21 protein-coding genes are annotated in these 24,982 nt (G+C 52.7%); 4 read left to right on the plus strand and 17 right to left on the minus strand.

What is annotated here, in order from left to right; all coding sequences use genetic code 11:
* Positions 1-6: 6 nt before the first annotated feature.
* From I8U18_RS08320 to I8U18_RS08340, 5 genes are all read right to left on the minus strand, one after another.
* Positions 7-1,149, minus strand: coding sequence for an acyl-CoA dehydrogenase (locus I8U18_RS08320; RefSeq protein ID WP_033100433.1), 1,143 nt, complete (start codon positions 1,147-1,149; stop codon positions 7-9).
* Positions 1,150-1,163: 14 nt separating this feature from the next.
* Positions 1,164-2,303: an acyl-CoA dehydrogenase gene (locus I8U18_RS08325; RefSeq protein ID WP_198055561.1), complete on the minus strand. Its 1,140-nt coding sequence runs from the start codon at positions 2,301-2,303 to the stop codon at positions 1,164-1,166.
* Between the two features lie 28 nt (positions 2,304-2,331).
* Positions 2,332-3,186 carry a 3-hydroxybutyryl-CoA dehydrogenase gene (locus I8U18_RS08330; RefSeq protein WP_198055562.1) on the minus strand — a complete coding sequence of 285 codons (855 nt, stop codon included), beginning with the start codon at positions 3,184-3,186 and terminating at the stop codon, positions 2,332-2,334.
* Positions 3,187-3,209: 23 nt separating this feature from the next.
* A complete protein-coding gene (locus I8U18_RS08335) occupies positions 3,210-4,391 on the minus strand; it encodes an acetyl-CoA C-acetyltransferase (protein ID WP_198055563.1) in 1,182 nt (393 codons plus the stop codon).
* Positions 4,392-4,618: 227 nt separating this feature from the next.
* On the minus strand, positions 4,619-6,715 hold the full coding sequence (locus tag I8U18_RS08340; protein ID WP_198064680.1) for a heterodisulfide reductase-related iron-sulfur binding cluster: 2,097 nt from the start codon (positions 6,713-6,715) through the stop codon (positions 4,619-4,621).
* 315 nt (positions 6,716-7,030) lie between these two features.
* Between I8U18_RS08340 and I8U18_RS08345 the strand changes: the two genes are divergently transcribed.
* From I8U18_RS08345 to I8U18_RS08360, 4 genes are all read left to right on the plus strand, one after another.
* Entirely contained in the window at positions 7,031-7,546 is a 516-nt protein-coding gene (locus tag I8U18_RS08345) for a GNAT family N-acetyltransferase (RefSeq protein WP_198055565.1), read from the plus strand.
* A gap of 303 nt (positions 7,547-7,849) precedes the next feature.
* On the plus strand, positions 7,850-8,644 hold the full coding sequence (locus tag I8U18_RS08350; RefSeq protein WP_033100439.1) for a ParM/StbA family protein: 795 nt from the start codon (positions 7,850-7,852) through the stop codon (positions 8,642-8,644).
* Positions 8,641-8,910, plus strand: a complete 270-nt coding sequence (locus tag I8U18_RS08355) for a hypothetical protein (RefSeq protein WP_033100440.1) — start codon at positions 8,641-8,643, stop codon at positions 8,908-8,910. The genes I8U18_RS08350 and I8U18_RS08355 overlap by 4 nt, the downstream gene beginning before the upstream one ends.
* Positions 8,911-8,939: 29 nt before the next feature.
* Positions 8,940-9,317 (plus strand): hypothetical protein, encoded by a 378-nt coding sequence (locus I8U18_RS08360; RefSeq protein WP_198064681.1) that lies wholly within the window; start codon positions 8,940-8,942, stop codon positions 9,315-9,317.
* A 55-nt stretch (positions 9,318-9,372) separates the two neighbouring features.
* On the opposite strand, the gene kamE is transcribed toward I8U18_RS08360, so the two are convergent.
* The 12 genes from kamE to speE form a co-directional block, all read right to left on the minus strand.
* Complete coding sequence (gene kamE, locus I8U18_RS08365; protein WP_198064682.1) at positions 9,373-10,134, minus strand: lysine 5,6-aminomutase subunit beta; 762 nt, start codon at positions 10,132-10,134, stop codon at positions 9,373-9,375.
* Positions 10,109-11,713, minus strand: a complete 1,605-nt coding sequence (gene kamD / locus I8U18_RS08370; protein ID WP_198059373.1) for a lysine 5,6-aminomutase subunit alpha — start codon at positions 11,711-11,713, stop codon at positions 10,109-10,111. Before kamD ends, kamE begins: the two co-directional genes overlap by 26 nt.
* Positions 11,698-13,317 (minus strand): lysine 5,6-aminomutase reactivase ATPase KamC, encoded by a 1,620-nt coding sequence (kamC, locus tag I8U18_RS08375; RefSeq protein ID WP_198064683.1) that lies wholly within the window; start codon positions 13,315-13,317, stop codon positions 11,698-11,700. Before kamC ends, kamD begins: the two co-directional genes overlap by 16 nt.
* Positions 13,304-14,329, minus strand: coding sequence for a lysine 5,6-aminomutase reactivase subunit KamB (kamB, locus tag I8U18_RS08380; protein ID WP_198064684.1), 1,026 nt, complete (start codon positions 14,327-14,329; stop codon positions 13,304-13,306). Before kamB ends, kamC begins: the two co-directional genes overlap by 14 nt.
* Positions 14,330-14,348: 19 nt before the next feature.
* On the minus strand, positions 14,349-15,641 hold the full coding sequence (gene kamA / locus I8U18_RS08385; RefSeq protein WP_052154095.1) for a lysine 2,3-aminomutase: 1,293 nt from the start codon (positions 15,639-15,641) through the stop codon (positions 14,349-14,351).
* A 23-nt stretch (positions 15,642-15,664) separates the two neighbouring features.
* A complete protein-coding gene (gene kdd, locus I8U18_RS08390) occupies positions 15,665-16,711 on the minus strand; it encodes an L-erythro-3,5-diaminohexanoate dehydrogenase (protein WP_232331029.1) in 1,047 nt (348 codons plus the stop codon).
* A gap of 294 nt (positions 16,712-17,005) precedes the next feature.
* On the minus strand, positions 17,006-18,403 hold the full coding sequence (locus I8U18_RS08395) for a sigma-54 interaction domain-containing protein (protein WP_309485160.1): 1,398 nt from the start codon (positions 18,401-18,403) through the stop codon (positions 17,006-17,008).
* Positions 18,404-18,559: 156 nt separating this feature from the next.
* Entirely contained in the window at positions 18,560-20,020 is a 1,461-nt protein-coding gene (locus I8U18_RS08400) for a protein kinase domain-containing protein (protein WP_198055572.1), read from the minus strand.
* A gap of 665 nt (positions 20,021-20,685) precedes the next feature.
* Positions 20,686-22,356 carry an arginine--tRNA ligase gene (argS, locus tag I8U18_RS08405; protein WP_198064685.1) on the minus strand — a complete coding sequence of 557 codons (1,671 nt, stop codon included), beginning with the start codon at positions 22,354-22,356 and terminating at the stop codon, positions 20,686-20,688.
* Complete coding sequence (locus I8U18_RS08410; RefSeq protein ID WP_033100449.1) at positions 22,353-22,775, minus strand: YwiB family protein; 423 nt, start codon at positions 22,773-22,775, stop codon at positions 22,353-22,355. Before I8U18_RS08410 ends, argS begins: the two co-directional genes overlap by 4 nt.
* A 287-nt stretch (positions 22,776-23,062) precedes the next feature.
* Positions 23,063-23,935, minus strand: coding sequence for an agmatinase (gene speB / locus I8U18_RS08415; protein ID WP_198055573.1), 873 nt, complete (start codon positions 23,933-23,935; stop codon positions 23,063-23,065).
* A 1-nt stretch (position 23,936) separates the two neighbouring features.
* A complete protein-coding gene (gene speE / locus I8U18_RS08420) occupies positions 23,937-24,776 on the minus strand; it encodes a polyamine aminopropyltransferase (RefSeq protein WP_198055623.1) in 840 nt (279 codons plus the stop codon).
* Positions 24,777-24,982: the final 206 nt, after the last annotated feature.

The raw sequence follows: 24,982 nt of genomic DNA on the forward strand, positions 1-24,982 counted from the left end.
AAACCGCTATTCCCTGAGCAGATGGTTTGAAATCACCACGCGCTGGATCTCATTGGTTCCTTCATAAATCTGCGTGATCTTCGCATCCCTCATCATGCGTTCGACCGGATATTCCCTTGTGTAGCCGTAACCGCCAAAGATTTGAACCGCTTCCGTCGTCACTTGCATCGCGATATCACCGGCGTACAATTTTGCCATCGCCGATGCCTTTCCGTAAGGGAGACCTTGTGACTCGAGCCAGGCAGCCTGGTAGGTGAGCAGGCGGGCTGCTTCAATCTGTGTCGCCATATCGGCCAGTTTGAACTGAATCGCTTGCTGCTTGGCGATCGGCTTCCCGAACTGGTTCCGTTCTTTTGCATAGGAGAGCGCGGCATCAAATGCTCCCTGGGCAATGCCGAGCGCCTGGGCGGCGATGCCGTTCCGGCCCCCGTCAAGCGTCATCATGGCGATTTTAAAGCCTTCTCCCTCTTCTCCCAAACGTTGGTCAGCCGGAATGCGGCAATTGTCAAAAATGATTTCCGTCGTGGGAGAGGAACGGATTCCCAATTTTTTCTCTTTTTTGCCGATGGAAAAACCGGGAGTTCCCTTTTCCACGATAAAAGCGGTCGTCCCTTTGTGTTTCAGCGCAGGGTCGGTCAGCGCAAACACGACGTAAATCTCCGCTTCACCGCCATTGGTGATAAAAATCTTGTTCCCGTTTAAAACGTAGTGATCCCCGTCTTTTACCGCAGTCGTCTTCATTCCCGCCGCGTCCGAACCGGAACCCGGCTCCGTCAAGCCGTAGGCCCCCAGCTTGGTTCCTTCCGCCAAAGGACGCAAAAAACGCTCTTTTTGCTCTTTTGTTCCAAACTTATAAATCGGCCAGCTCGCCAGTGAAATGTGGGCCGACAAGGTGACCCCGGTGGAAGCGCAGACGCGCGACAATTCCTCCACCGCAATCACGTAGCTCAAAAAATCAGCCCCGGCTCCTCCCCATTCCTCCTCCCAGGGAATCCCGGCCAATCCCAGTTCCCCGATGCGGTCAAAAATGGAGCGGTCAAATTCTTCTTTCTCATCGCGGAGAGCCGCTGTCGGAGCGACTTCTTTCAGCGCAAATTCGCGGACCATCTTGCGCATCATTTCATGTTCTTCACTCAGTTTAAAATGCATGGGGGTTCCTCCTCTTATGCCAAAAGTTCATTTGCGATCACGATCCGCTGAATTTCATTGGTTCCTTCATAGATTTGCGTTACCTTTGCATCACGGAAAAATCGCTCAACCGGAAATTCCCGCGTATATCCGTACCCGCCAAAAATTTGCACGGCTTCGACCGCTGTTTTCATCGCCACATCGGTGGCAAATCTCTTCGCCATCGCAGCTTCAAGGCGACAGTGTTTTCCCTGTGCGCGCAAATCGGCAGCACGATAGGTCAGAAGGCGGGCCGCTTCGATCTCTGTAGCCATATCGGCCAGTTTGAACTGAATCGCCTGCTGCTTGGCGATCGGCTTTCCGAACTGATTCCGTTCCTTTGCATAGGAGAGTGCGGCATCGAACGCTCCCTGGGCAATGCCGAGCGCCTGGGCGGCGATGCCGATTCTTCCGCCGGCCAGATTGCTCAGGGCCACCTTGTATCCTTCTCCTTCCTCTCCCAGCCGGTTTTCCGCGGGCACTTCCGCCTCTTCAAAAATCAGTTCGCAAGTGCCCGAACCATGCAGCCCCATTTTTTTCTCTTTTTCCCCCACCCGAAAACCGGGGGTATCCCTGTCCACGATAAACGCCGTGATGCCTTTTTTGCCCCGGGACGGATCGGTCACGGCAAAGGTGAGAAAAACATCGGCCGCTTCCGCGTTGGTAATAAACACCTTGCTTCCGTTCAGGATGTATTTGTCCCCCACCCGGCGCGCGCCGGTTCGAATCCGGGCGGCATCGGAACCGGCGTGCGGCTCCGTCAAGGCAAAAGCGCCCACCTGCTCCCCGCTGGCCAATCGCGTCACATATTTCTGTTTTTGCTCCTCCGTTCCGCACTTCAAAATGGGAAGAGTGCAGACCGAGGTGTGCACTGCCAGAATCACGCTGACTGCGGCACTCACTTTGGCAATTTCCTCAATCGCCAGAATATAAGATAAAAAATCAGCCCCGGCTCCCCCGTACTCTTCCGGAACGGGAATCCCCATCAGGCCGATTTCTCCCATCTTGGAAATTAAAGCCCGCGGAAATTCATCGTTTTCTTCCATACGGCTGATCAAAGGTGTGATCTCCTCACACGCAAAATCCCTCACCATCTTGCGCATCATCGCCTGCTCGTCCGTCAGCCTCAAGTCCACTGCTCTTCACGCTCCACATCACGCAATTTCATTCATAGGTGTAAAAGCCGCGCCCGCTCTTGCGTCCCAGCCAACCGGCCTTCACATATTTGCGCAACAAGGGACACGGACGGTATTTGCTGTCTCCAAAACCTTCATACAAAATCTCCATGATGTACAAACAGGTATCCAGTCCTATAAAATCAGCCAGGGTTAAGGGACCCATCGGATGATTCATGCCCAGTTTCATCACCTGGTCAACCGCTTCCGGCGTGGCCACGCCCTCATAAACGGCATAAATCGCCTCGTTGATCATCGGCATCAGAACGCGGTTGGATACAAAGCCGGGAAAATCATTCACCTCGACGGGAACTTTCCCCATCCGTTTCGCCAATTGCTCTACTGCGGCAAATACCTCGTCCGCTGTCTGCAAACCGCGAATCACCTCGACCAGCTTCATCACCGGAACCGGATTCATAAAATGCATGCCGATCACTTTTTCCGGGCGTTTGGTGACAGCAGCGATTTCCGTGATCGGAAGCGACGAAGTATTGCTGGCCAAAATCGCATGTTCCGGGCAGAGTACATCCAGTTTTCGGAAGACGTCCGCCTTTACCTCCATGTTTTCCACAACGGCCTCGATGACGAGATCCGCCTCGGCTGCCGCTTCCTCCAGTTTCAATACCGGACGGATGCGTCCCAGCACCGCCTCCATCTCCTGAACGGAAATCTTCCCTTTTTGCACGGCCCGTTGCAAATTCCCCTTAATCCGCTCCAATCCCTTTTGCAAGGGCGCTTCCGCCATGTCGACAAGGGTGACGTCCAGGCCTGCCTGCGCTCCCGTCTGGGCGATCCCGCTCCCCATCTGCCCTGCTCCGATAACGCTGATCCGCTTGATTTCCACCGATTCATCCCACCTTTTCGCTTTTAACCTTCGACTTTGACCAAAACGGCATCGCCCTGGGCCGCACCGCTGCAAATCGCGGCCACACCCAATCCGCCGCCGCGGCGTTTCAGTTCCATGATCAGCGTCAACAAAATTCTCGCTCCGCTGGCGCCGATCGGATGGCCCAAAGCAACCGCGCCTCCGTTTACATTGAGCTTTCCGGGATCGATTTCAAGCAGTTTGCTGTTGGCCAGCGCAACCGCAGCAAACGCCTCGTTAATTTCAAACAGATCGATTTGTGCGACGGTCAGCCCGTGCTTTTTCAGCAGTTTCTTGATAGCATAAGCGGGGGTGATCGGAAAATCCTTCGCTTCCATCGCCACCGCTGCGTGACCCAGGATGCTTGCCAACGGCTTGATCCCCAATTCCTGTGCTTTCTCGCTTGAGGCCACCACCAGAGCGGCTGCACCGTCATTTACCCCGGGCGCATTGCCGGCGGTAATCGTGCCATCCTGGAGATAAACCGGTTTCAACCCGGACAGTTTTTCCAGCGTGGTATCGGCGCGAACGGCTTCATCGCGGTCAACGACGATCTCCTGTTTCTTTACTTTGACGGTTACCGGAGTGATCTCATCGGCAAACCGCCCGTGATTAATGGCTTCAAGCGCCCGCTGATGGCTGCGAAGCGCCCATGCATCCTGCTCTTCGCGCGTCACGTTGTATTCCTTGGCCGTATTGCTGCCGTGGACGATCATGTGCACATCGTGAAAAGCGCACCACAAACCATCATGAATCATGAGATCGACCATTTTCCCGTCACCCATGCGCTGGCCAAACCGCCCCGACGGCAAAATGTAAGGAGCATTGCTCATGCTCTCCATCCCGCCGGCCACCACCACCCCGGCATCTCCCGCACGAATGATCTGATCTGCCAGGGTAACACTGCGCAACCCGGAAGCACATACTTTGTTAATCGTTTCCGTGCCGACTTCCCATCCCAAACCGGCAAGACGTGCCGCCTGGCGCGAAGGGATTTGCCCCGCTCCCCCTTGGAGCACCATCCCCATGATCACTTCATCGACCATTTCCACTTCCACCCCGGCTCGTTCGAGAGCGGCCCGGATCGCCGTCCCCCCGAGCTCGACTGCTGGAACGTCTTTCAATGCACCGCCAAATTTGCCAAAAGGCGTTCTTGCCCCGCCTAAAATTACCGCTTTCACCATTGGTCACTCTCCCTCACGCATTGTTCTACCGAGCGTTCGTTCACATCGCCTCCAAATGAAAGCGCCTCCAATTTTAGATTAACTGAAATCCCTACTCTTAACAATAGTAAATCTCATTCCATTATTTCGATTAAGTATTTTATTCATATTTTTTGGCATTCATCCAATCCAATTCACATTTAAAAAGACGCTCTCACATCATACCTGAGAGCGTCTTTTTCTCCCGCTTAGTGAATGCCTTCCACCACATCTGCTTCGTCCTCAAAATTGATGGAGAGAGCGAGGATTTCGGCGACATCCATCGTTTTCACTCTGTCTTCCACTTCTTTGGCCTTGGTCCCGTCGGACAACATGGTCAGGCAGTACGGGCAAGCACTGCCGATCAGAGTCGGATTTACTTCCAGCGCCTGCTCGGTTCGGGCCACATTGATGCGCACGCCCTCGGTTTCCTCCATCCACATCATTCCTCCACCGGCGCCGCAACACATGCCGTTTTCCCGGTTCCGCTTCATCTCCACCAATTCCAGTCCGGGAATGTGCTCGAGAATATAGCGCGGCGGATCGAATACACCGTTGTAACGCCCGAGATAACAGGAATCATGATAGGTGATCCGCTCTTTCACCTCTTTGACCGGCTTGATGCGGCCCTGTTTGATCAGATCCGCCAGCACTTCGGTATGGTGGTACACTTCCGCCTCAAGCCCCAAATCCGGATATTCATTTTTCAGGACATTATAAGCGTGCGGGTCGATGGTAATGATTTTCTTCACGTTATGCTTTTCAAACAATGCGATATTGTCGGTGGCCAGCTGTTGAAACAAAAACTCATTTCCCATGCGGCGGGCCGTATCTCCCGAGTTTTTCTCCTTGTTTCCGAGAATGGCAAACTTCACGCCGGCGTGATGCAAAATTTTCACCAGCGCCCGGCTGATTTTTTGGCTCCGGTTATCATAGGAGCCCATCGAACCGACAAAAAAGAGATATTCAAACTCTTTTTCCTCTTTTACCGTCGGCACCGGCACATCGGCCCCTTCTGTCCATTTCGCCCGATCCTTCCGGCTGATCCCCCACGGATTGCCCTGGCGTTCGATATTGGAGAAGGTACGGGAAGCCTCGGGACTCATCTTTCCTTCCGTCATGACGAGATAGCGCCGCATGTCAATGATTTTGTCCACATGTTCGTTCATCACCGGGCAAGCATCTTCGCAGTTGCGGCATGTGGTGCAGGCCCACAGTTCCCGTTCGGTGATCACATCGCCGATCAGATTGACCGGGTAATCGATCTTTCCGGAATCATCCCTGCTCGCAGCCGTTTCCATCAGTGCTTTGTTGGCACTGGCGAAGGCGAAGGAAGGCATCCAGGGTGTTTTGGAAGTGATGGCCGCTCCTTTTGCTGTCAGGTGATCCCGCATCTTTACGATCAAATCCATCGGCGACAGCAATTTTCCCGTTCCAGCTGCCGGACAGACATTCGTGCAGCGCCCGCATTCAACGCAAGCATACAAATCGATCAGCTGTTTTTGGTTAAAGTTTTCGATCCGGCCTACCCCGTACTCTTCTGCCGATTCATCCTCAAAGTCGATGAGCGACGGTTTTGCCGGCGGCTGTTGCCGTTTCAAAAAGACATTGATCGGAGCCACGAACAGATGGAAGTGCTTCGATTGCGGCACATAGACAGCAAAGGAAAAGAGCACCAGCGCATGCATCCACCAGAATACGTAAAACACCGCCTCACCTGCACTTTGGCTCATCCAGCCTGCAAACGGCGCGGAGAGCACGGAAGAAACAGGCGTATACCAGTTCGCCGGGTGGCCCAGCCAGATTTTCTCAAAGGCAGCCGAAAGTAAAATCGATGCCATCAGCAACGTAAGGAAGATAATGACCAGCCCTGCTTTCCATCCCCGTTTGAGACGGGCGATCTTCTCGATATAACGGCGGTAAAAAGCATAGATTGTGGCCAACAAAACGAGAAACGTCGTCAGCTCCTGCAGGAATTGAAAGAAAGGATAGGCCGGCACCGGGAGATGATACCCGGGGGCCAGACCTTTGATAAAAAGATCAATGGCACCAAACTGGATAATGATAAACCCATAAAACATGACGACGTGCATCAGGCCGCTTTTTTTGTCCTTCAGCAGCTTTTTCTGCCCGAAAACATTGACCAGCACCTCATTGATGCTCTTTTTCATATCCAGCTTGAAATCAGCCGGCTTCCCCAGTTTCACATACAGATAGCGCTTGTAAATGACACTGACAACCAAGTACAGAGCATAAGCGGCGACTGCCAAAAAGGCGATCAGGTTGAACACTTGCAAAAACGACATGATCTTCTCTCCTTTCTCTCATTTATGTTAATTCAGAAAATGACAATTGCAAAGAAAATGAATGAATTCGCTTTCAAATGAATTTCGACACTATTTTAACATAAACTGAGCAGTCATTCATTTATTTTGCAACAAAAAAATCATCGGCAAATATTCAGACTCCCAAATGTTAATATAATCTCAATTCGGGCGTGTTCAACCCAATCTATGAAAGTGGCGAGTGGAGATTAGGAACACAGGGCTCCTGCCGCCTAACCGGAAAAGACCTGGTGAGTGACATGACATGAAAGGCAGATTGATTTGCAGGAGGTAACCATGAAAAGACAAACACTGACCCTTCATCTTCAGAACTGGCAAAGAGAATCCTTTTCCCGTATGGAAGACCCCGCCGGTATTCACTTTTTTCGTTTAAATGAAGTTCATGACACGGATGAGACAAGACACCGCCTTTACCGGCTCGTACGCGAAGGCGTTCTCGACGAACCGGGACACGACGGGCCGTTTGAGTCGTTTTCCGACTTCTGCGAAAAGTTGTTTTACCGATATTACTGGCAACATCGCCACACTCAATTCATTGCCCGTTGCAATGAGGAGTGGGTGGGTCTCAGCAGCGTCAGGATCATCTCCCCGGAAACTGCCGAATGCGGCCTCACCGTTGTGAAAAAATCGTTTCGCGGGATGGGGATCGCAACTTCGCTCAAACTTCGCGCTATCTCTCATTGCCGGGATCAGGGGGTCAAGATGATGTGCACCCATGTGAATGAAGCCAACCAGCCCATGTTATCGATCAATTTCAAACTGGGCTTTCGGATCACAGATGGAGAAAAGTGAAAGACAAACGAGATGTTCAATCTTGGAATGTGCTTTGGTTTTTGGCGGGAAAACATCTTTGTTTTGATGAATAATTCATTTTTTATATAAATATTTCTATATAAATACCGCTTTAATCCCACTATAATGGACAGTAGTCCGTACAATGTACCACTCATCGCATTTTTGTGTACTTTTGTACGGACTTCTGTCCTCTCTTTTTTATTTTATGACGACCGAAGTACTGACTGCTGTCATCATTTAACGAAGTTCTGTGACAACAGTCATGACATTCGTCTTCAACATTGGGAAGGTGGTTCAAGCATGTTGGTCGCAGTTGATGCCGGACGGGCCTATGTCAAAACCATTACCGGCAACAGAAAATTCTCGTTTCCGAGCAAGGTGTCAAAAGCCCGGCAACGCACATTTGTGCAGACGCTGGAGGAGGATATGGAGATCCGTTATCAGGGGAAGGACTATTTTATCGGGCAGCTTGCGGAAAGAGAAGGCTCGTTTACAAGACAGATGATGACGGAGAGCAAGGTGAACATAGAGACGGTGTTGCTTGTTCTGACGGCACTGTTTCAGGCAGGGGCAATCGGCGAGGTCAAACTGGTGACAGGTGTGCCGATCAATATGTATAAAGAGGATGAACGTGCACGGCTGCGGGCGAAGTTGGAAGGTGAACATGAAATTATTTTAAATGGTACATATCGCAAACTGCATATCACAAAAGCGGCGATTACAATTGAGGGAGGAGCGGCCTACTGGGTGCACCGCCGGATGGGAACGGTGCGCATCGTCGACCCGGGGGCACGAACGACCAACTACGCCACGTTCAAAGATGGCATCTTCATTGACCGCGAGAGCGGAACAATCCCCAAAGGCTGGGACAACGTGCGGGAAGCGGATCCCGAGGAAATGGCCTCCATGATCGTCGGCCATTTGGGCGGGATGTGGAATATTACCGATGTGGTTGAGCTGATTGGGGGAAAGGCACACGATTTGGTAGAACCGTTTAAGCGTGTCGGCTTCCAGTTTGCCACAACGTTTGAAGACCCCCAATTCGCCAATGCTCTCGGCTATTATGCGCTTGGAAAGGAGACGCTCGGCGAATGAGAGACTACAAGAAACGGGAACGGCGCCAGGTCTCCTTTAATACGGAAGATGCGGTCGAATTGGAACTTCTCCGGTTTGCCGACCGGGAGGATATCAATTTTTCCGGATTGGTGAAAAATCTTTTGTTCGCTTATTGTATGGGACAGCTAAACCCGCAACCCCTTTCGGCATCCGCTTCTCCGGCCAATCCCTCCGTGGGCGCGGCACCCCATCTATCCGTGGCCTTTGAAAAGATCAAGGCGAGCGGCATGCCCTTTGATTTTTAGAATGAAACATATAACGGGAGGAGAACAGCATGAAACCTCATACGTTAAGCATTCCATATTCGGTTGTCGACAAACTTCCTGCGGCGGAACGCTTCGTCTATTATGAACTGTGCCGTCTCGCCGCCTACGAGGACATGACAGACGAAGATTTTAAAATTCCTCTTTCCAAGGGAGAATTGGTCACCTCCCATTACCGTCTCGCCAAAGTACTTGACTATCCTTACTCAAAAGCGGCGCTGGCGATTGAGAGCCTGGAGAAAAAAGGGCTGATTGAGATTTCCATGATCAATGATCCCGAATTCAAGACCTATTATGTCGTCCACATCAAGAAAATTGTCCCTGATGATCAACCGATCGAAAATGAAGTGCCTTATGCCAACCAAGACTTCTACTGGGACATAAAATAATCCCGTCGATTTTCGTCAAACCTGGGAATGGTTCTCTTCCCAGGTTTTGTCTTCTTCATTTTGCTTCAATCCCCCTTGTCATCCGGTTATGGATTTCCTGCACAAAGTAAGAAGCCACCTGCGGCGCCAGCGTACCCGGCCCGAACCCGGCGTCATAGCCTAATTCCAGCGCCAGTTCATGAGTGATGCGCGGACCTCCGCAGATCAGGATAAACCGATCCCGCAATCCTTCCGCTTCGACCAGCTCCACCAACTCGGTCAGGTTGGTGATATGGACCCCCTTTTGCGTGACAATCTGCGATACGAGCAACACATCGGCATTTAACTCCAGCGCTTTTTCCAGCAGCACCTCATTTTCCACCTGGCTGCCGAGGTTATAGGCGTCGATTTCAGGATATCGCTCCAGTCCGTATTCCCCGTTATACCCTTTCATGTTCATGATGGCATCGATACCGACCGTATGGGCATCGGTACCCGTACAGGCTCCGACCACCACGATTTTGCGCCCGATCCGCTCCTTGATGAACCGATTGATTTCGTAAAAGTCCATTACCTCGCTTTTCACCTTTGCCACCTTAATCAATGTGAAATCGATGTGATGCCGGCATTTGCCATAAACGATGAAAAAGGTGTATCCCTCGCCCAAATCCTTCATATGGTAGACCTGAGGTTCATCCAGCCCCATTTTGGCGGTGAGCCGGCGGGCAGCTTCCCTCGCCTCTTCGCCACAGGGAACGGGCAGGGTGAAGCTCAGCTGCACCGCACCGTCGTCCAGTGTATCCCCGTAAGGTTTAACCCGTGTAAAATCCACGCTCATCACGATCCCCCTCCCTTGCCTGCAAACCGAGCCGCGCTCTCAGTTCCTCTTCAAACGGATTGAAATAACCCTCCGCCTTTTCGAGTACACCGGCCAGCCCTTTCCCACCGGTAAAAGAGCGCTTCACATCGGCGAACATGCCTTGTTCCAAAGCAGAGAACAACCCGATCTCCTTCACTTCCTCCAGCATTTTCGCCGCCTTGTACAGCACCTCCTGCGCCCGCCGTTCCAATCTCCCCCCTGGCTTAAAGAGAATCTCCTCGCCGAGATGGCGGGCGTTATGAAAGATATATTGCGCATTTTCTATCGCCAGCTGCCGGTCGTGGATGTGCGGGGTGTGCATCGCTTCGGTCATCATTCCGAGCAACTGGACTCCCTGCCCGGTCATAATGCTGACCAGGTTGAACAACGCATCCTGAATATGCCCTTTAAAAATATTTCCGGTCATATGCTTGGTCGGGGGCATATATTTCAGCGGGGCGTCGGGGAAAATCTGGCGGGCCATCTGCGCCTGCGCCAGCTCCATGAGAAAGCCGTCCTCCAGATCGGGGTTCATCTCAAAGGCATGACCCAATCCCATCTGCTCCGGAGGCAGTCCGGACAAAAGCGCCAGTTGCTCATTGATAAACTGGGAAGCAAGTACCGTATGCGCCGCTTCGACCGCATCGGCCGTAGTCAGGTAATTGTCTTCCCCGGTATTGATCATGATGCCGGCATAACTGTTGATCATTCGTGAAAAAGCCTGATCAATCAACGTCCGCTGCATATTGATATCGCGGAACAAAATCCCGTATAGGGCATCGTTCAGCATCACATCCAGCCGCTCCATCGCTCCCATCGCGGCGATCTCCGGCATGCACAGCCCGGAGCAGTAATTGCACAAACGGATATAACGGCCCACTTCCTCGCCAACTTCATCGAGCGCCTGGCGCATGATGCGGAAATTTTCCTGGGTGGCATACGTACCGCCGTACCCTTCTCTGGTCGGGCCATACGGAACATAATCGAGCAAACTCTGCCCCGTGCTGCGAATGACGGCAATAATATCCGCTCCCTGCCTTGCCGCGGAACGCCCTTGCACCACGTCCTCATAAATGTCGCCGGTGGCCACGATCACATAGAGATACGGCTTTTTCCCTTCTCCCAGCCGCCGGATCAGCTGATCCCGTTTCAAGCGGTTGTTCCGAATCCGGTCGAGGCATTGCTGCGCCAGCTGCCTTGCAGCGTCCCTGATCCGGGCCGGTTCCGACTGCCCGATCGCCGTCAGGTCCAGGGAACCGCATGCCACTTTTTCCGCCACGTCACACGGGGACAGACCCAACTGGAGCGAGGCATTCACCACCCATCCGGACGCCCCCAGCTCCAACACTCCCTTTTCGAGCAGGTGATCAACCACGACATTGGGCAAGGGGACACCGTCGGCATCCACCCCGTCGATTCCCATTAAACGGAGATTGGTGCGTTCCACGGCTACCGTCGTCCGCCGGGCGATAAAATTGTCAACGCTGGAAGCGATCGCCGCCGCCGCTTCCCTCGCCCTGCTGATCAGAACCGGGTCGAGTCTCAATTTTTCTTCCACCCGGACTCCTCCTCCTTTCGCAAACCACTCTTCGCTTCTTCGACGATTGCGGGATCAAGCCCCAAACGTTCAGCAATCCACAGCGCCTCATGCGGAATGGTTTCACCAGGCTTCAGCGGGAGCAAACGATAGTCCATTCCCACGGCGATTGCCTGTTGCAGATCTTCCGGCAAAAGGCTCCCCTGCTGCTCCCGTGACCGTGAAAAACCGGCCACGCGGTAACCGCGAACCCCTTTGACTTCAAGCACTTCCTGATAATGGGTCACGTGAACGCTCCACAACCGGCGCCGGGTAAAATGTCCGGCAATCGCCCGCGCTAGGGCCGCTCCTTCTGCCGGATTGGTTCCTCTTCCGATTTCGTCCAACAGCAGAAGTCCGCCGTCTCCCAAGTCCATACTGTCCCGCAGGCGCGCAATCTCCGAGCCAAAACTGCTTAAACCGGCCTCTGCGTCCTGCAAATCTCCGATGATTCCCCTGACCCAGGCGAACAGGGGGAGTTTGCAGGAAGCAGCCGGCACAAAAAAACCATACTGTGAAAGAAGGGCAATCATCCCCATCGTTTTCAGAGCTGCCGTCTTTCCTCCCATATTGGCCCCGATCACCACGGTCGTCCCCTGGTGCAGTACACAGTCAATCGGAGTGCATTCCTTCCCCTCCGCTTCAAGCATGCGAGCCATCCACGGGTGAAAACCGCCACGGATCTCCATCCGGTGCGGGTCGTAAACAGGCTTCGTCCCCCGCCAGGTTTCCGCGGCACGGATTCGCGCCAACTGCAAATCAAAATGAGCCACCCGGTTGATCCAGTCTTCCAGTTTTGGCGCATAGGGAAGAAAAAACGCAGTCAAACGTTCAAGGATCTCCCGTTCCAACGCTTCCACGCGCATCGTCAATTCCCCGACTTCCCTGGATTCCTGCTCCGGTTCAGCCAAGTGATAGACGGCATCATAGACTGTTTCCCGTACCCGGATCAGCTCTGCCTCCTCCCGCAACGCCAGATCGAGGGGGGAACCGCGTTCGACGACCCATTCCCCCAGGCGGTTGCGGCGAAGGGAATAGCGAGTTTCCAGATCGACCGCTTTCTGTTCCTTCCTTTTCTCCCGTTCCCGCTCGTATTTTTTCAAGAGCTTCCGGTTTGCGGCCAGCGCCGGGTCGTACGCATCATCAATCCAAAATGAAGGAACGAGCGGACCGCCCGGATTGAGCGCGCGCAATAGCGTGTGCACATCCCGCCTGTCCGCATCGGACAATAAGCATAAAGGAGGCAATAAGTCCGAAAGCCGAAACAAGTGCCAGAGGAAAGCCTTCATATGAAACCATTCCGTCAACTGAAGCGCTCGTCCCTGTTTCAATTTCGCAACGATGGGATCGGGATCCGGCATCCGGGCCAGGTGAAGCAGCACCTGATTGCGCTCCTTTGACCCGTCGGGCAGAAGGCGCTGCCATTCAGCCTGCTCGGCCAAAGAACGTTGCCACGCTTCTTCCTCACCGGGCAAAAACGGTTTCAGCTCGCGCCATGTCTCTCTGCCCATCGGAGTGACCGGCTGAAAGACATTCAGGCATTCGTTCAAGTGCAAAACACGCATTGTCTCTTTATCGCAAAACATCTTCCCATCCCCCTTCAAGCAAGGGATCGCGTACAACATCAAACACCGGGAGCGGGGCGGCGACTGCAGCGATTCGCTCTTTCATTTCCGAAGGAGGAAACGCGTACCCGTCGGGGGAAACCGGGTTCACGGCCACCCCCAGGAGCCGGGTGGGATAAACCACTTCCACCGCCCCGCCCCACTGCAAAAAACGGCGCAACATGCTGTGTGTAAAAAAGCAATGCGTGGCATCCGGCACGATCAAGCGCGCCTTCACCCCTTCTTCCATCAGCATGCGGAGCATTCGGTCTGTCAGTGAGCCGGGGATGATGAGCACTTCCCAATTTTTGCTTGAAAATGCCTCTCTCTTTTCTTTCCATTCCAATAAGGTGGAGAAGGGGAGCGGTTCTCCCATGCCTTGAACCACACCGATCACTTTCTTTTCCGTTTGCGCCTGTTCATGAAAAAAACGATCGGCGGACGGAGCAGTAGGCAGGCGGAGAATGGCCAGCAATTCGGCCGCCTTTTTCACCACCTGCGGCAGACTCCGGTGCAAACAGGCCCCGACGACGAGGATCACGGCATCGCTGATGAGCGGGCTGGAAAGAGACTTGCGGTCATAGGCCCCATCGACCAAGACCAGTTCCGCACCCGCCCCCTTCAGTTTGCGGATGGCTGCCTGCACTTGTCCGGCGCCGGGGATCCCGGCCAGTTTGATCCGGCTGCCCCGCCGCGCCTTGCCGAGCAAAATCTCCCCCATCGCCGATTGGAAACCGCAGGAGCCGATCATTTCAAAACTGCCGGGATAAAGGTTAAAGCATGAAGCAGCCGACGCAACCAACATCCCCTCATCACAGCGAATGGCCGGCTTTTCTCTCCCGCTCCATGCGTCACGTTCCTCTCCGTCGACACCGATGCTCAGCACTCCCAGGCGCTTTCGCCGGGACAACTGCCGGATGAGACTGTTTAGAACCGTTGTTTTTCCGGCGTTTTTGGACATTCCGATAATCGCGACGGTTTCCGGTCTCTTCATCGTTTTGCGACGTCTCCTGCTATTGCTTCAGCTTTTCCTTATCTGCTTCCAGTCCGGCGCGACGGTCTTCCCTGGACAACTGTTTCGGTTCAAGATTGATCCGCTGATCGCTCATCAATGCGGCAATCCCTGTCTGGCTGCCGGCTGCCTGACAGTACTCGCAATGCTCGGGATCATGCGGCTTGTATTGGCTCGGTTCCGGATAGCTGGTAATCACTCCTTCAAAGTTGCGCAAAACGGTTTTGGACGGGCTTTGCGAAATGAGATAGTTGGGGCTGAGCGGAATTTTCCCTCCTCCGCCGGGAGCATCGACGACAAAGGTCGGAACGGCATAGCCGGAAGTGTGACCGCGCAGATATTCGATAATCTCCAACCCTTTCGACACCGGTGTGCGGAAATGGCCGATTCCTTCTGACAAATCGCACTGGTAGATATAATAGGGGCGAACACGCACTTTCACCAGTTCATGCATCAGCTTTTTCATCACATGGGGACAATCATTGATGCCGGCCAGAATGACTGATTGATTTCCCAGCGGAACTCCGGCGTCAGCCAGCATCTCGCAGGCGCGTCTGGCCTCCGGAGTCAATTCCTTGGGATGGTTGAAATGGGTGTTGAGCCAGACGGGATGATATTTTCGCAAAATGTTGCACAGGTTTTCCGTAATCCGCTGGGGAAAGACCACCGGCGCCCTTGTTCCGATACGGATGATTTCCACATGGGGGATGGCCCGCAGGTTGCTGAGCAAATATTCGAGAATCCGGTCATTGACCAGGAGGCCGTCCCCGCCGGAGAGAAGCACATCCCTGACCGTCGGGGTGTTGCGGATATACTCTATACAGGCGTCCATCTGCTTCTTCGGGACACCCATCCCGATTTGCCCGGAGAAGCGGCGGCGTGTACAATAGCGACAGTACATCGAACATTGGTTGGTGATCAGAAACAGCACCCGGTCCGGATAGCGATGGGTCAGCCCCTTGACCGGGGAGTCCGTATCCTCCAACAGCGGATCTTCCATATCGTATCGAGTGCGAATCAGCTCGGAAGAGACGGGAACCGATTGCATGCGAATGGGATCCTTCGGGTCATCCGGATCCATGAGCAGCGCGTAGTACGGCGTGATGTTGAGCGGAATCGTCTGTTTGCTTATTCCGACACCTTCAATCTCTTCCGGGGTCAAATTGATCACCTTGCTCAGGTCATCCAGCGTGCGGATCGTGTGCGTCAATTGCCAGAGCCAGTCATTCCACTGCTCCTCCGTGACATCTTTCCACAGCTCAATCTCTTTCCAATCGCGTTTCACTTTGATCAAATCCCCCTTCTCTGATGATCCCGTCAGCAGCTTCCATACCTTTTCCGGAACAATTCAAGGAGCGGCGGGCACTCCCGAAGCGTTTGCAATGTCAACTTCGCATGTCCCGGAGCATAACCATTCCCGATCATCATCTGCACATCTTTGCCGATTCCTTCCGCTCCCAGCGCGGCAGTCGTAAAGCGGACAGCCATACTGAAGAAATAAATCGTTCCCCCGTCCCGTGTCGCCAGAATCGACGGCAGTTCCGTTCCGGGCACATTGACACAATTGAGCGTAAGGTCGGCCATTTCCCCAGCCGTTGCACCAGACACGGCCTCATAGACGGCGAGCGGATCAGTGGCATCCACCTCCAGCACCTGATGCGCCAATCCCAGCTGCCTGATTTCGGCGCAAGCTTCCGCCCGGGATTCCAATGCGATCACTTGCCCGTTTGTCCCCGCCTTTTTCCACGCCTGACAGAGGCTCAGCAACCCCGACTTCCCGCCTGCTCCCATCACCACAATCCGCTCCCGCCCCCGGATGAGTCGAGCTGTCTGCGCCGGAGCACCGGCAACATCCAAAGCCGCCAGGGCCACCGCTTCCGGGAGATCATCCGGCAGGATGGCAAAAGGACCGCTGGCAAAAAGAACCGCTTTGCCTTTTACATCGACTTGACCCGTCTCCAGATGAACCCGGTTAATCTGTTCAAGTTTGAGCGGTGTTAAGGTCAGGGAGACCAACGTCGCGATCTTCATCCCCGGCCGTACATGGCGATGCGGATAACGCGGCCCTGTTTTTTCCACTGTACCGATCAACATGCCGCCCGATCCGGTGACTGGATTTTGCATCTTTCCCCTTTCAGCCACAATCTCCAATATGCACTGTTTTATCTTGTTCACATCGTCGCGGCACTCTTCCCGCATCTGCATGAACGATGCGGAATCAATATTTAATCGTTCCACGGCGATCAGGAGCTCATTGTCATAAAGATCACTTTCGGCATCCAGTTTCCAGGCTGGTTGCGGTAAAACCCGCTCAGGCGCCAACACGCGGTGCAGTCCGTAAGGATGTCCTGTTTGACCGTCCAAAACCCCCATCCCCCTCCCGATGGATTCATTCACTATTCATGCAATAACCATGCCAATAACCAAATCCTGTTTCCGGCGGCCGTTCAGCGCACAAACAGAAAAAAAGTGCCCGGAATCGGGCACACCAAGAATATGGCATTTGCATGAGTGAAGAGGCACCAAGCAACAAATCTTCCGTCCGGGCGCTTGCCGCCTTGCAGGAAAGGAAACGCGGCCAATCTGTACCACCCCCCCCGAAGATTGAAATTCCATCCATTCACATTCAAGAAAATCGGGGGAAATCTCCGACCGACATCAACCTTCGCGCTTTTTCAGTTTATATTGCAGGGTTTGCCTCGGAATTCCCAGCAGTTTGGCCGCTTTTAACACATTGCCTCCGGATTCTTCAAGCGCCAGGCAAATCAGCTTTTGTTCCAATTCGCCGAGCACTTCCCGCAAACTCTTGCCGTCAAGGCCTGGGAGCGGAAGCATCTCCTTTTTCTGTTTTTTCTGCATATGCGGGGGGAGGTGCTCCAGTTTCACTGCCTTCCCTTCTGCCAGATTTAGCGCGCCTTCCAGCGTGTGTTCCAATTCCCTGACATTCCCCGGCCAGTCATAGTGGAAAAAAGCTTCCATCACCTCATCAGCAATTTCCTCAACCGTTGTCGGCAATTGTCCTTTTAATTTTCTGAAAAAATAGTGCGTCAGGCATTCAATATCTTCTTTTCGTTCCCTGAGAGGAGGCAAATAGAGACCGACGACGTGGATCCGATGAAAGAGGTCGCGCCGCAAGCGCCCCTTTTCAATACTCTCCAGCGGGTCTTCATTGGTCGCGACGATGATGCGCACATCAACGGAATGAAACCGGGTTCCTCCCACCCTTCGCACTCCGCCGTCCTCCAGCACGCGCAGCAATTTTGCCTGCAAATCAATCGGCATCGCATGGATCTCATCCAAAAACAGGGTTCCCCCGTCTGCCAATTCAAACAAGCCCGGCCGGTCCTCAGCGCCGGTAAAAGCCCCTTTGGCCGTGCCGAACAAAATCCCTTCCAGCAGAGTGGACGGAATGGCGGCACAGTTTTGGGCAATAAAGGGGCGTCCCATTCTCGGCGAGTCACGGTGGATCGATTGTACAAACAGCTCTTTGCCCGTTCCCGTCTCCCCCACTACCAAAACAGGGGAATCCGTTCTGGCCGCCCGCTTTGCTTTTTCAATCTCCCTCAACATGAGTGAGTTTTGCGTCACGATCTGCTCAAAACAGTAGTACGCGCTCTCCTTCTGCGCCTTCCTGCTCCGTGGCTCGCGGATTCTTTCCTGCAGCTGAAGAACTTGCTCCGCCAGCTCTTTGATCTGGGTGATATCCTTGGAAATCTCAGCAGCTCCGACGATCTTTCCTTCAGAGCGAAGCGGAATGGTCCGGTTGATTGTGCTAATCTGTTTCCCTTTGCGATTCATATACGTCTGGTGCTGCTCGGCGATCGGTTCACCCGTTTTCAGGACTTTCAACAGTGTGCTCGTCTTTTTCGTCAGTGAAGGAAACGCATCCAATACATGCATCCCCATCACCTCTTTGATGGACAGTCCGTCCAACCGGGAGGCAACCCGATTGTAAAATACCGTGATTCCGTCTGCATTGACGATATGGATTCCTTCATCCAGGCACTCCAAAAATTCATAGACGATTTCCCGGGTAAGATCAGGTTCATTCCTCATGGGCATCCATTTCACCTCGATCCGCGAGCTGCCAAAAAGTGATCAAATATGCCGAAATTTCGTCATTTTTATTATTGTAGCGATTATCAGTCTTGTCTGTCCAGAAACGGGCAAAAACAAAAAAGAGCCGCTTGATGCGACTCCTTGTATATCTTTTCACAAAGCGCTCGACCTGTCTTTTTTTTCCTCGACCGACTTGGGAAGCGGCCCCCACATCTGCAACAGATTGTCGGTGGCATAAATCTTTCTCCCGTTTTCTCCCAGCCGGTAAAACATGATCTTGGCAATTCCCCAATCCGGCAGGTGTTGCTCAGGGATTGTTACAGTTACCGTTTTGGTCGTGTAACGTTGGTCTGGTTTATGTTTGATGTGAACGGAAATGCCCTGATCAACCCTTTGGGAACTGTAACTGTCGACGACGAAAAGGTCATAGTAAAAAGTGTCTTCCGGAAAATCGCCCACTTTCAGCGTCACTTTGTAATTCCCGTTGCTTCCTGATACCCGGATATCGCGAAAAGCCTCATTTTCCTCTCTGCTCTCTTTGGGCAGCTCCTTCCACCATTTATGGTCTCCATGCTCTTTCGGAATTTGCTTGCCCTGCTGCACGGCTTGTACGGGACTGCCGTTCGTCGGCTGATCACTCTCCAGATATCCTGCGCCAAATGCCTGGTAACCGAGAAACAGCAGGAGCACCCCGGATACCGCCGCGACGCCCCTGAGCCAATATTTCCTTCCCCGATGGGGCGGCTGCTTTATTTCCTGGGAAACCTGGGAAACGTAATCATGTTGCGGAGGATTAAATATCATGACGGCCTGCTGCAGCGCCTGTTTCATTTCCTGAGCCGTTTGATAGCGTTTTAACGGATCTTTCTCCAGTGCCTTCATTATCACCTGGCACAACTCTTCCGGAATTCGCGGATTAAGCTCCCGCGGATCAGGCACAGGGTCATGAATATGTTTGAGTGCAACGGAAATGGAACTTTCTCCGTCAAAAGGAACTGAGCCAGTCAGCATCTCATAAATCACAATCCCCAGCGAATAGAGATCGGAAGAAAAGTGGATCTCCCCGCCGGAAGCCTGCTCCGGAGAGAAATAATGCGCCGAGCCCATCACGTATCCTTTTTGCGTGATGGTGGAAGCGCGCGGAGTATAGGAAATGCCAAAGTCCGTCACCTTGTACAGCTCATCCGGGGAAACAAGAATATTATGCGGCTTGATATCACGATGAATAATTCCGTTTTTGTGTGCATGCGCCAAAGCATCACAGATTTGGGATGCGATCATCACCGTTTTTTCCGGTGTAAGCGTTCCTTCCTTTCGAATTACTTCTATGAGGGACGGCCCTTCTACACATTCCATCACCATGTAAAAGATGTCCCCTTCACGTCCGACATCATAAATACTTACTACATTAGCATGGGATAAACTGCCTGCAGCCTTGGCTTCACGAATGAACCGTCGCACAAAGTCGGGATCGTGCCCCAACGAGTCGTTCATCACTTTTACTGCCACAAACCGATCCAGCAGCAGATCTTTTGCCTTGTAGACTACAGCCATTCCTCCTCCACCCAACAGGTGAAGGATCTCGTATCTCCCTGCCAGCCTCATTCCTTCCATTTAACCATATCTCCTTGATTCATTGTTATCCTTCACACGCCAGTTCAGCGCAAATTGCTCTCAATCTGATTCAGACAAACGATGATCCACCGTACGTCTTTTTCTTTATATGGTGGATTTTGGGAAGAAAAATATTTCCCGGTACTCCTATTATCTGCTGAGTTCAGGCAACTGGATGTTACGTTTTTTTAAACATTTCACGCAAATAGCATTCCTTTTCATGGAATTTTCATAAATTATCACTGCTCATGATTTACGGCACAAACCGGCAGAAAAATCCGAGAAAACACAGCGGAAAATCGGGTATCTGTGCCCTTGATCGAATGCGGGAAGAACAGAATGCTGCCCCGCTGTCCCCTGCCCGCGCTGCCACATTCACGGAAAGGGATTGCGCCGCAGACGAAGGCCGTTTCCCCCGATGGCGCTTTAAAACCACCCCGGGAATAAAACACCTTTACTGGATAAATGCATTTCTATTTACTTTATTCGCAAGTCATCTTAATTTTAACGCTCGATATAAAAAAACAGCCGGTTTTTCACCGGCTGATTCTGCACTGATTAAACGTTGACCCGTCGGAACTCAGGATCCCGGAAAAGGGGACACAGAGGAAATTTTGGCATTCCGCGCTTTTGCCGCCTTGCCGGAACCAAATGCCGGCAATTCCTTACATACGATCCGGCGCGCTGACCCCGATCAATTTCAATCCGTTGACAATCACTTGACGAATGCCGCTGAGCAATGCCAGGCGCGCTTCCGATTTTTCCACATCATCAGTGATCACGCGGTGAGCATTGTAATAACTGTGGAATTGTGTTGCCAGATCGTAGAGATAACGAACAACCCGGTGTGGTGCCAACTGCTGGGCCGCCGTGGCGATCTCACTGCCAAACTCGCCAAGCTTCTGCAACAAATCCAATTCCTGTTCCAGTTCCAACCGGGACAGGTGCTCCTGATCCCACTTCGCCGACAACCCTCTCTCCTCAGCCTGACGGAAGACACTGGCGATCCGCGCATGGGCATACTGCACATAGTAGACCGGGTTTTCATTGGACTTGGAAACAGCCAGATCTATATCAAAATCAAGATGGGAATCCGGGCTTCTCATCACAAAGAAGTAGCGGGCTGCATCCACTCCAACCTCGCTCATCAACTCTTCCAGCGTGACCGCTTTTCCGGTCCGCTTGGACATTTTCACCAGTTCGCCGCCCTGGTACAGCTTCACCATCTGGATGATAACCACATCCAACCGGTCCCGGTCATTCCCCAGAGCCTGCAATGCCGCTTTCATCCGGGCGATGTAGCCGTGATGGTCGGCTCCCCAGACGTTGATCATCCGGTTGAAACCCCGTTCCAGCTTATTGCGGTGATAAGCGATATCCGGCGTCAAATAAGTATAGGAACCGTCCGACTTGACCAGAACGCGATCCTTGTCGTCTCCGAAAGCGGTGGAGCGCAGCCAGAGGGCCCCGTCCTGTTCGTAGGTATAACCTTTTTCCTTCAGCTCCGTCAATGTTTTCTCAATGGCTCCGGACTGATACAGGGACTGTTCGCTGAACCATACATCAAATTCGACCCGGTAATCACGCAAATCATCCTTGATCTTCTCAAGCAGCTTCTTTTTCCCGTATTCCTTGAGGAACTGAAGCCGCTCTTCCCGATCCATCCCGAGCAAACGCTCTCCCTCTTGTTGGATCAGCTCCTCGGCGATCGCAATCATTTCCTCGCCGCGATAACCGTCCTCAGGGAACTCGATCTCTTTTCCCAAGCCTTCAAAATAACGGGCTTCAATGGACTGGGCCATCATGTTCATCTGATTGCCGGCGTCGTTGATGTAATATTCGCGCGTCACCTCATACCCGGCGGCCTCGAGAATGTTGGACAGGGCATCGCCGACGGCCGACCCGCGGGCATGTCCGAGATGGAGCTTTCCTGTGGGGTTGGCACTGCAAAACTCCACGTTGACCTTCTCACCCTGACCGCTGTCCGAGCGTCCGTATGCATCTCCGGACCGTTTGATTTCCACAAGCACATCGGTCAGGAAGGAACGATCCAAAAAGAAATTGATAAAACCGGGCCCGGCAATTTGAATGTCGCGAACGCCCACTTGTTCGCGGTCAATCCCGGCAACGATCTTTTGCGCGATCTCTCTGGGGTTTTTGCGGGCAATCCTCGTCAGTTGCATGGCAATGTTGGTAGCCCAGTCGCCATGTTCCTTTTCCCGCGGCACTTCCAGCACGATCTCCGGAATGTCCGTTTCCTTTACCAAATCGGCGGCGATGACCGCCCGCTCGATTTCCTGTTTCAACTCCTCTTTCTTTCTCTCAAGCGGATTCATTTCCCAGCCTCCATCCACTTCAAACTTAATTGGTATTGGCCCAGATCCTGGCTCCCCATATGAAGCAAAAAGGTGAAGCGAATCCGGCCTTCCTTTCCAGACCAGTCACGCTCATACACCAATGTGGTCACTTCCATCTCCGTCTTACCCGCCGGAGTATGAACCACGCTCTCCATGGTTTTCCCAGGGGCATAGGTCTGCCTGTACGAAACAGGTCCTTGGCGCGCGATCGTGATTTTCTCCGGGAATGAACGAACCGATGTCCGCACTTCATCAGGCTTTCCTTCATTTTCGGTATAACGGAGAATCCATTCCTCTTCCTTCATTTGAAAACGGCCGTCCAATTCCTGCTCGATGACTTCCTTCTCTTCTCCCGGCTGTTCAATGGTCGACTCGATGAAAATCTTTACTGGAATCAAACCGTCCGCCCCTTTCAACCTAATAAATGTATCTTAACACTGGTTTTTATGCTTTGCCAATAAAGCTGACCCGTTCTTCCTCCAATATTTTGAAAATCATCCGTCAGAAAAAAGCTTCCCTCCGCAGATCGGGAGGGAAGAATGAGGTTTCTTCAGCTTGCTGACAAAGACCTGAAGAGTCATCCGTCGGGTCTCGGCGCCCGGCCTCATGCTTGGCAAAGGCCGCTGCATAAAGCATTCAACCCTTTTCGCTCCAGTTTGTCAACAGCCTCAGAATGGGCAGGGATTTATTTCACAAAGCCGAGCAACATTTCGCGAATGAGTTTGGCAGCCAAAACCGGGGTCTGCTCACTGTGATCATAAGCCGGCGCCACTTCCACCAAATCTGCACCGACCACTTTCACGCCGGATCTGGCGATCAGGTGGATGGCTTCCAGCATTTCTTTGCTCGTAATCCCGCCAGGCTCGGGCGTTCCGGTTCCCGGAGCATGGGCCGGGTCGACGGCGTCGATATCAATCGTCACATAAACCGGACGTCCTTTCAGTTCCGGCAGGCATCTCTTCAAAGGCTCCACCACGTCAAATGGATGAAAATGAATATTCGCCTCTTTGGCGAACAGCACCTCCTCCTTGGTCATCGAGCGAATCCCGAATTGATATAAATTGGGACCCCCGATCAATTCGGCGATTTTACGAAGCGGGGTGGCGTGAGAGAGCGGCTCTCCTTCATAATCCGTGCGCAAATCAGCATGTGCGTCAATATGGATGACAGCCAGGTCAGGATAATCCTTGAAAACTTCCCGCACAACAGGCCAGGTGACCAGATGCTCGCCCCCCAAGCCGATCGGCATTTTCCGCAAATCGAGCACCTTGCGCACAAAATCGGCAATCTGCTGCAAGCTCCTTTCGGGATTGCCAAAGGCCAGCGGGATATCCCCCGCATCATAAAAGGTGATTTCCGAAAGCTCCCGTTCCAGGTAGTGGCTGTATTCCTCGTGCACCAGGGAAGCCTCGCGGATGCGTGCCGGACCGAACCTGGAACCGGGGCGGAAGCTGACCGTCCAATCCATCGGCATCCCGTAAATGATCGCTTGAGCAGCCTCAAGGTCCGTACTTGCCCCGATGAACACATTTCCCGAGTATTTCTCTTCAAAGCGCATCTTATTTCACCTCGTCCGTCAGCAGTTCCTGTACGAAAGCGGGAAGTTCAAACAAGGCTTTATGCATTTCCGGACGATAATAGCGGGTATCGAATCTGGACAGTTCCGCTTCGTTGACATGAAGGGGATCATATTTTTTCGATCCGATCGTAAAACTCCACAAGCCGCTCGGGTAGGTGGGGATGCTTGCCGTGTACAGGCGCGCCACCGGGAATGTATTTGAAATGTCGCGGTAAACCTGGCGGATCAAATCGCGGTTAAACCACGGCGATTCCGTTTGCGCCACCATGATCCCATCGTCCTTCAGCGCTTCGTAAATCCCTTCGTAAAAGGGCTTTTGAAACAAACCGACAGCCGGCCCCACCGGTTCGGTCGAATCGACGATAATCACGTCATACCTGCCTTTATTTTCGGCAATGTGGCGGATTCCGTCCGTTACTTGCACATCGACGCGGGGATCATCCAATTTCCCGGCGATTTGCGGGAAGTATGTTTTTGATGCTTCGATCACCTTTCCGTCGATCTCTGCCAACACCGCACGGGTGACAGACGGGTAACGCAAGATTTCACGAATCACGCCGCCATCGCCTCCGCCGACCACAAGAACTTCCTTGGGATCAGGATGGGTATTCATCGCGACATGGGTAATCATCTCATGGTACACGAATTCATCGCGATCCGTCGTCATCACCATGCCATCAAGCACCAGCATATTTCCGAATTCCGCTGTTTCAATCACATCCAGAGTTTGAAACTCGGACTGATCATGATAGAGCGTCCTTTTGATTTTCGTCGTAATCCCGTGATTTTTCGTTTGTTTTTCTGTATACCAAAGCTCCATATCCATCTGTCATTTCTCCTTTCAAGGCCGAAAACCGGGGCCATTCCGCATTTCCCCGGATACTCTTACTAAGAATAATGCATGTCCATTTCGCAGACAATCGCTTTTCGCCCCGCCACAAAAAATTTTATAATCATTTTTTTGGCGAATGTTATCCAACCCATGTATTCTGCCGCTAAATTCCGCTTTTCTTTCTCCAGGTATAT

The sequence above is a fragment of the Thermoactinomyces sp. CICC 10522 genome, from assembly GCF_016055075.1.
GTDB classification, from domain to species: Bacteria; Bacillota; Bacilli; order Thermoactinomycetales; family Thermoactinomycetaceae; genus Thermoactinomyces_A; species Thermoactinomyces_A daqus.

Excerpts from the sequence above, each read along its gene's own strand:
- I8U18_RS08320 (WP_033100433.1), bottom strand. The coding sequence starts at position 1,149 with ATGCATTTTAAACTGAGTGAAGAACATGAAATGATGCGCAAGATGGTC.
- I8U18_RS08335 (WP_198055563.1), bottom strand. The coding sequence starts at position 4,391 with ATGGTGAAAGCGGTAATTTTAGGCGGGGCAAGAACGCCTTTTGGCAAA.
- I8U18_RS08340 (WP_198064680.1), bottom strand. The coding sequence starts at position 6,715 with ATGTCGTTTTTGCAAGTGTTCAACCTGATCGCCTTTTTGGCAGTCGCC.
- I8U18_RS08345 (WP_198055565.1), top strand. The coding sequence starts at position 7,031 with ATGAAAAGACAAACACTGACCCTTCATCTTCAGAACTGGCAAAGAGAA.
- I8U18_RS08350 (WP_033100439.1), top strand. The coding sequence starts at position 7,850 with ATGTTGGTCGCAGTTGATGCCGGACGGGCCTATGTCAAAACCATTACC.
- I8U18_RS08355 (WP_033100440.1), top strand. The coding sequence starts at position 8,641 with ATGAGAGACTACAAGAAACGGGAACGGCGCCAGGTCTCCTTTAATACG.
- I8U18_RS08360 (WP_198064681.1), top strand. The coding sequence starts at position 8,940 with ATGAAACCTCATACGTTAAGCATTCCATATTCGGTTGTCGACAAACTT.
- kamE (WP_198064682.1), bottom strand. The coding sequence starts at position 10,134 with ATGAGCGTGGATTTTACACGGGTTAAACCTTACGGGGATACACTGGAC.
- kamC (WP_198064683.1), bottom strand. The coding sequence starts at position 13,317 with ATGTTTTGCGATAAAGAGACAATGCGTGTTTTGCACTTGAACGAATGC.
- kamB (WP_198064684.1), bottom strand. The coding sequence starts at position 14,329 with ATGAAGAGACCGGAAACCGTCGCGATTATCGGAATGTCCAAAAACGCC.
- I8U18_RS08395 (WP_309485160.1), bottom strand. The coding sequence starts at position 18,403 with ATGAGGAATGAACCTGATCTTACCCGGGAAATCGTCTATGAATTTTTG.
- I8U18_RS08400 (WP_198055572.1), bottom strand. The coding sequence starts at position 20,020 with ATGGAAGGAATGAGGCTGGCAGGGAGATACGAGATCCTTCACCTGTTG.
- argS (WP_198064685.1), bottom strand. The coding sequence starts at position 22,356 with ATGAATCCGCTTGAGAGAAAGAAAGAGGAGTTGAAACAGGAAATCGAG.
- speB (WP_198055573.1), bottom strand. The coding sequence starts at position 23,935 with ATGCGCTTTGAAGAGAAATACTCGGGAAATGTGTTCATCGGGGCAAGT.
- speE (WP_198055623.1), bottom strand. The coding sequence starts at position 24,776 with ATGGAGCTTTGGTATACAGAAAAACAAACGAAAAATCACGGGATTACG.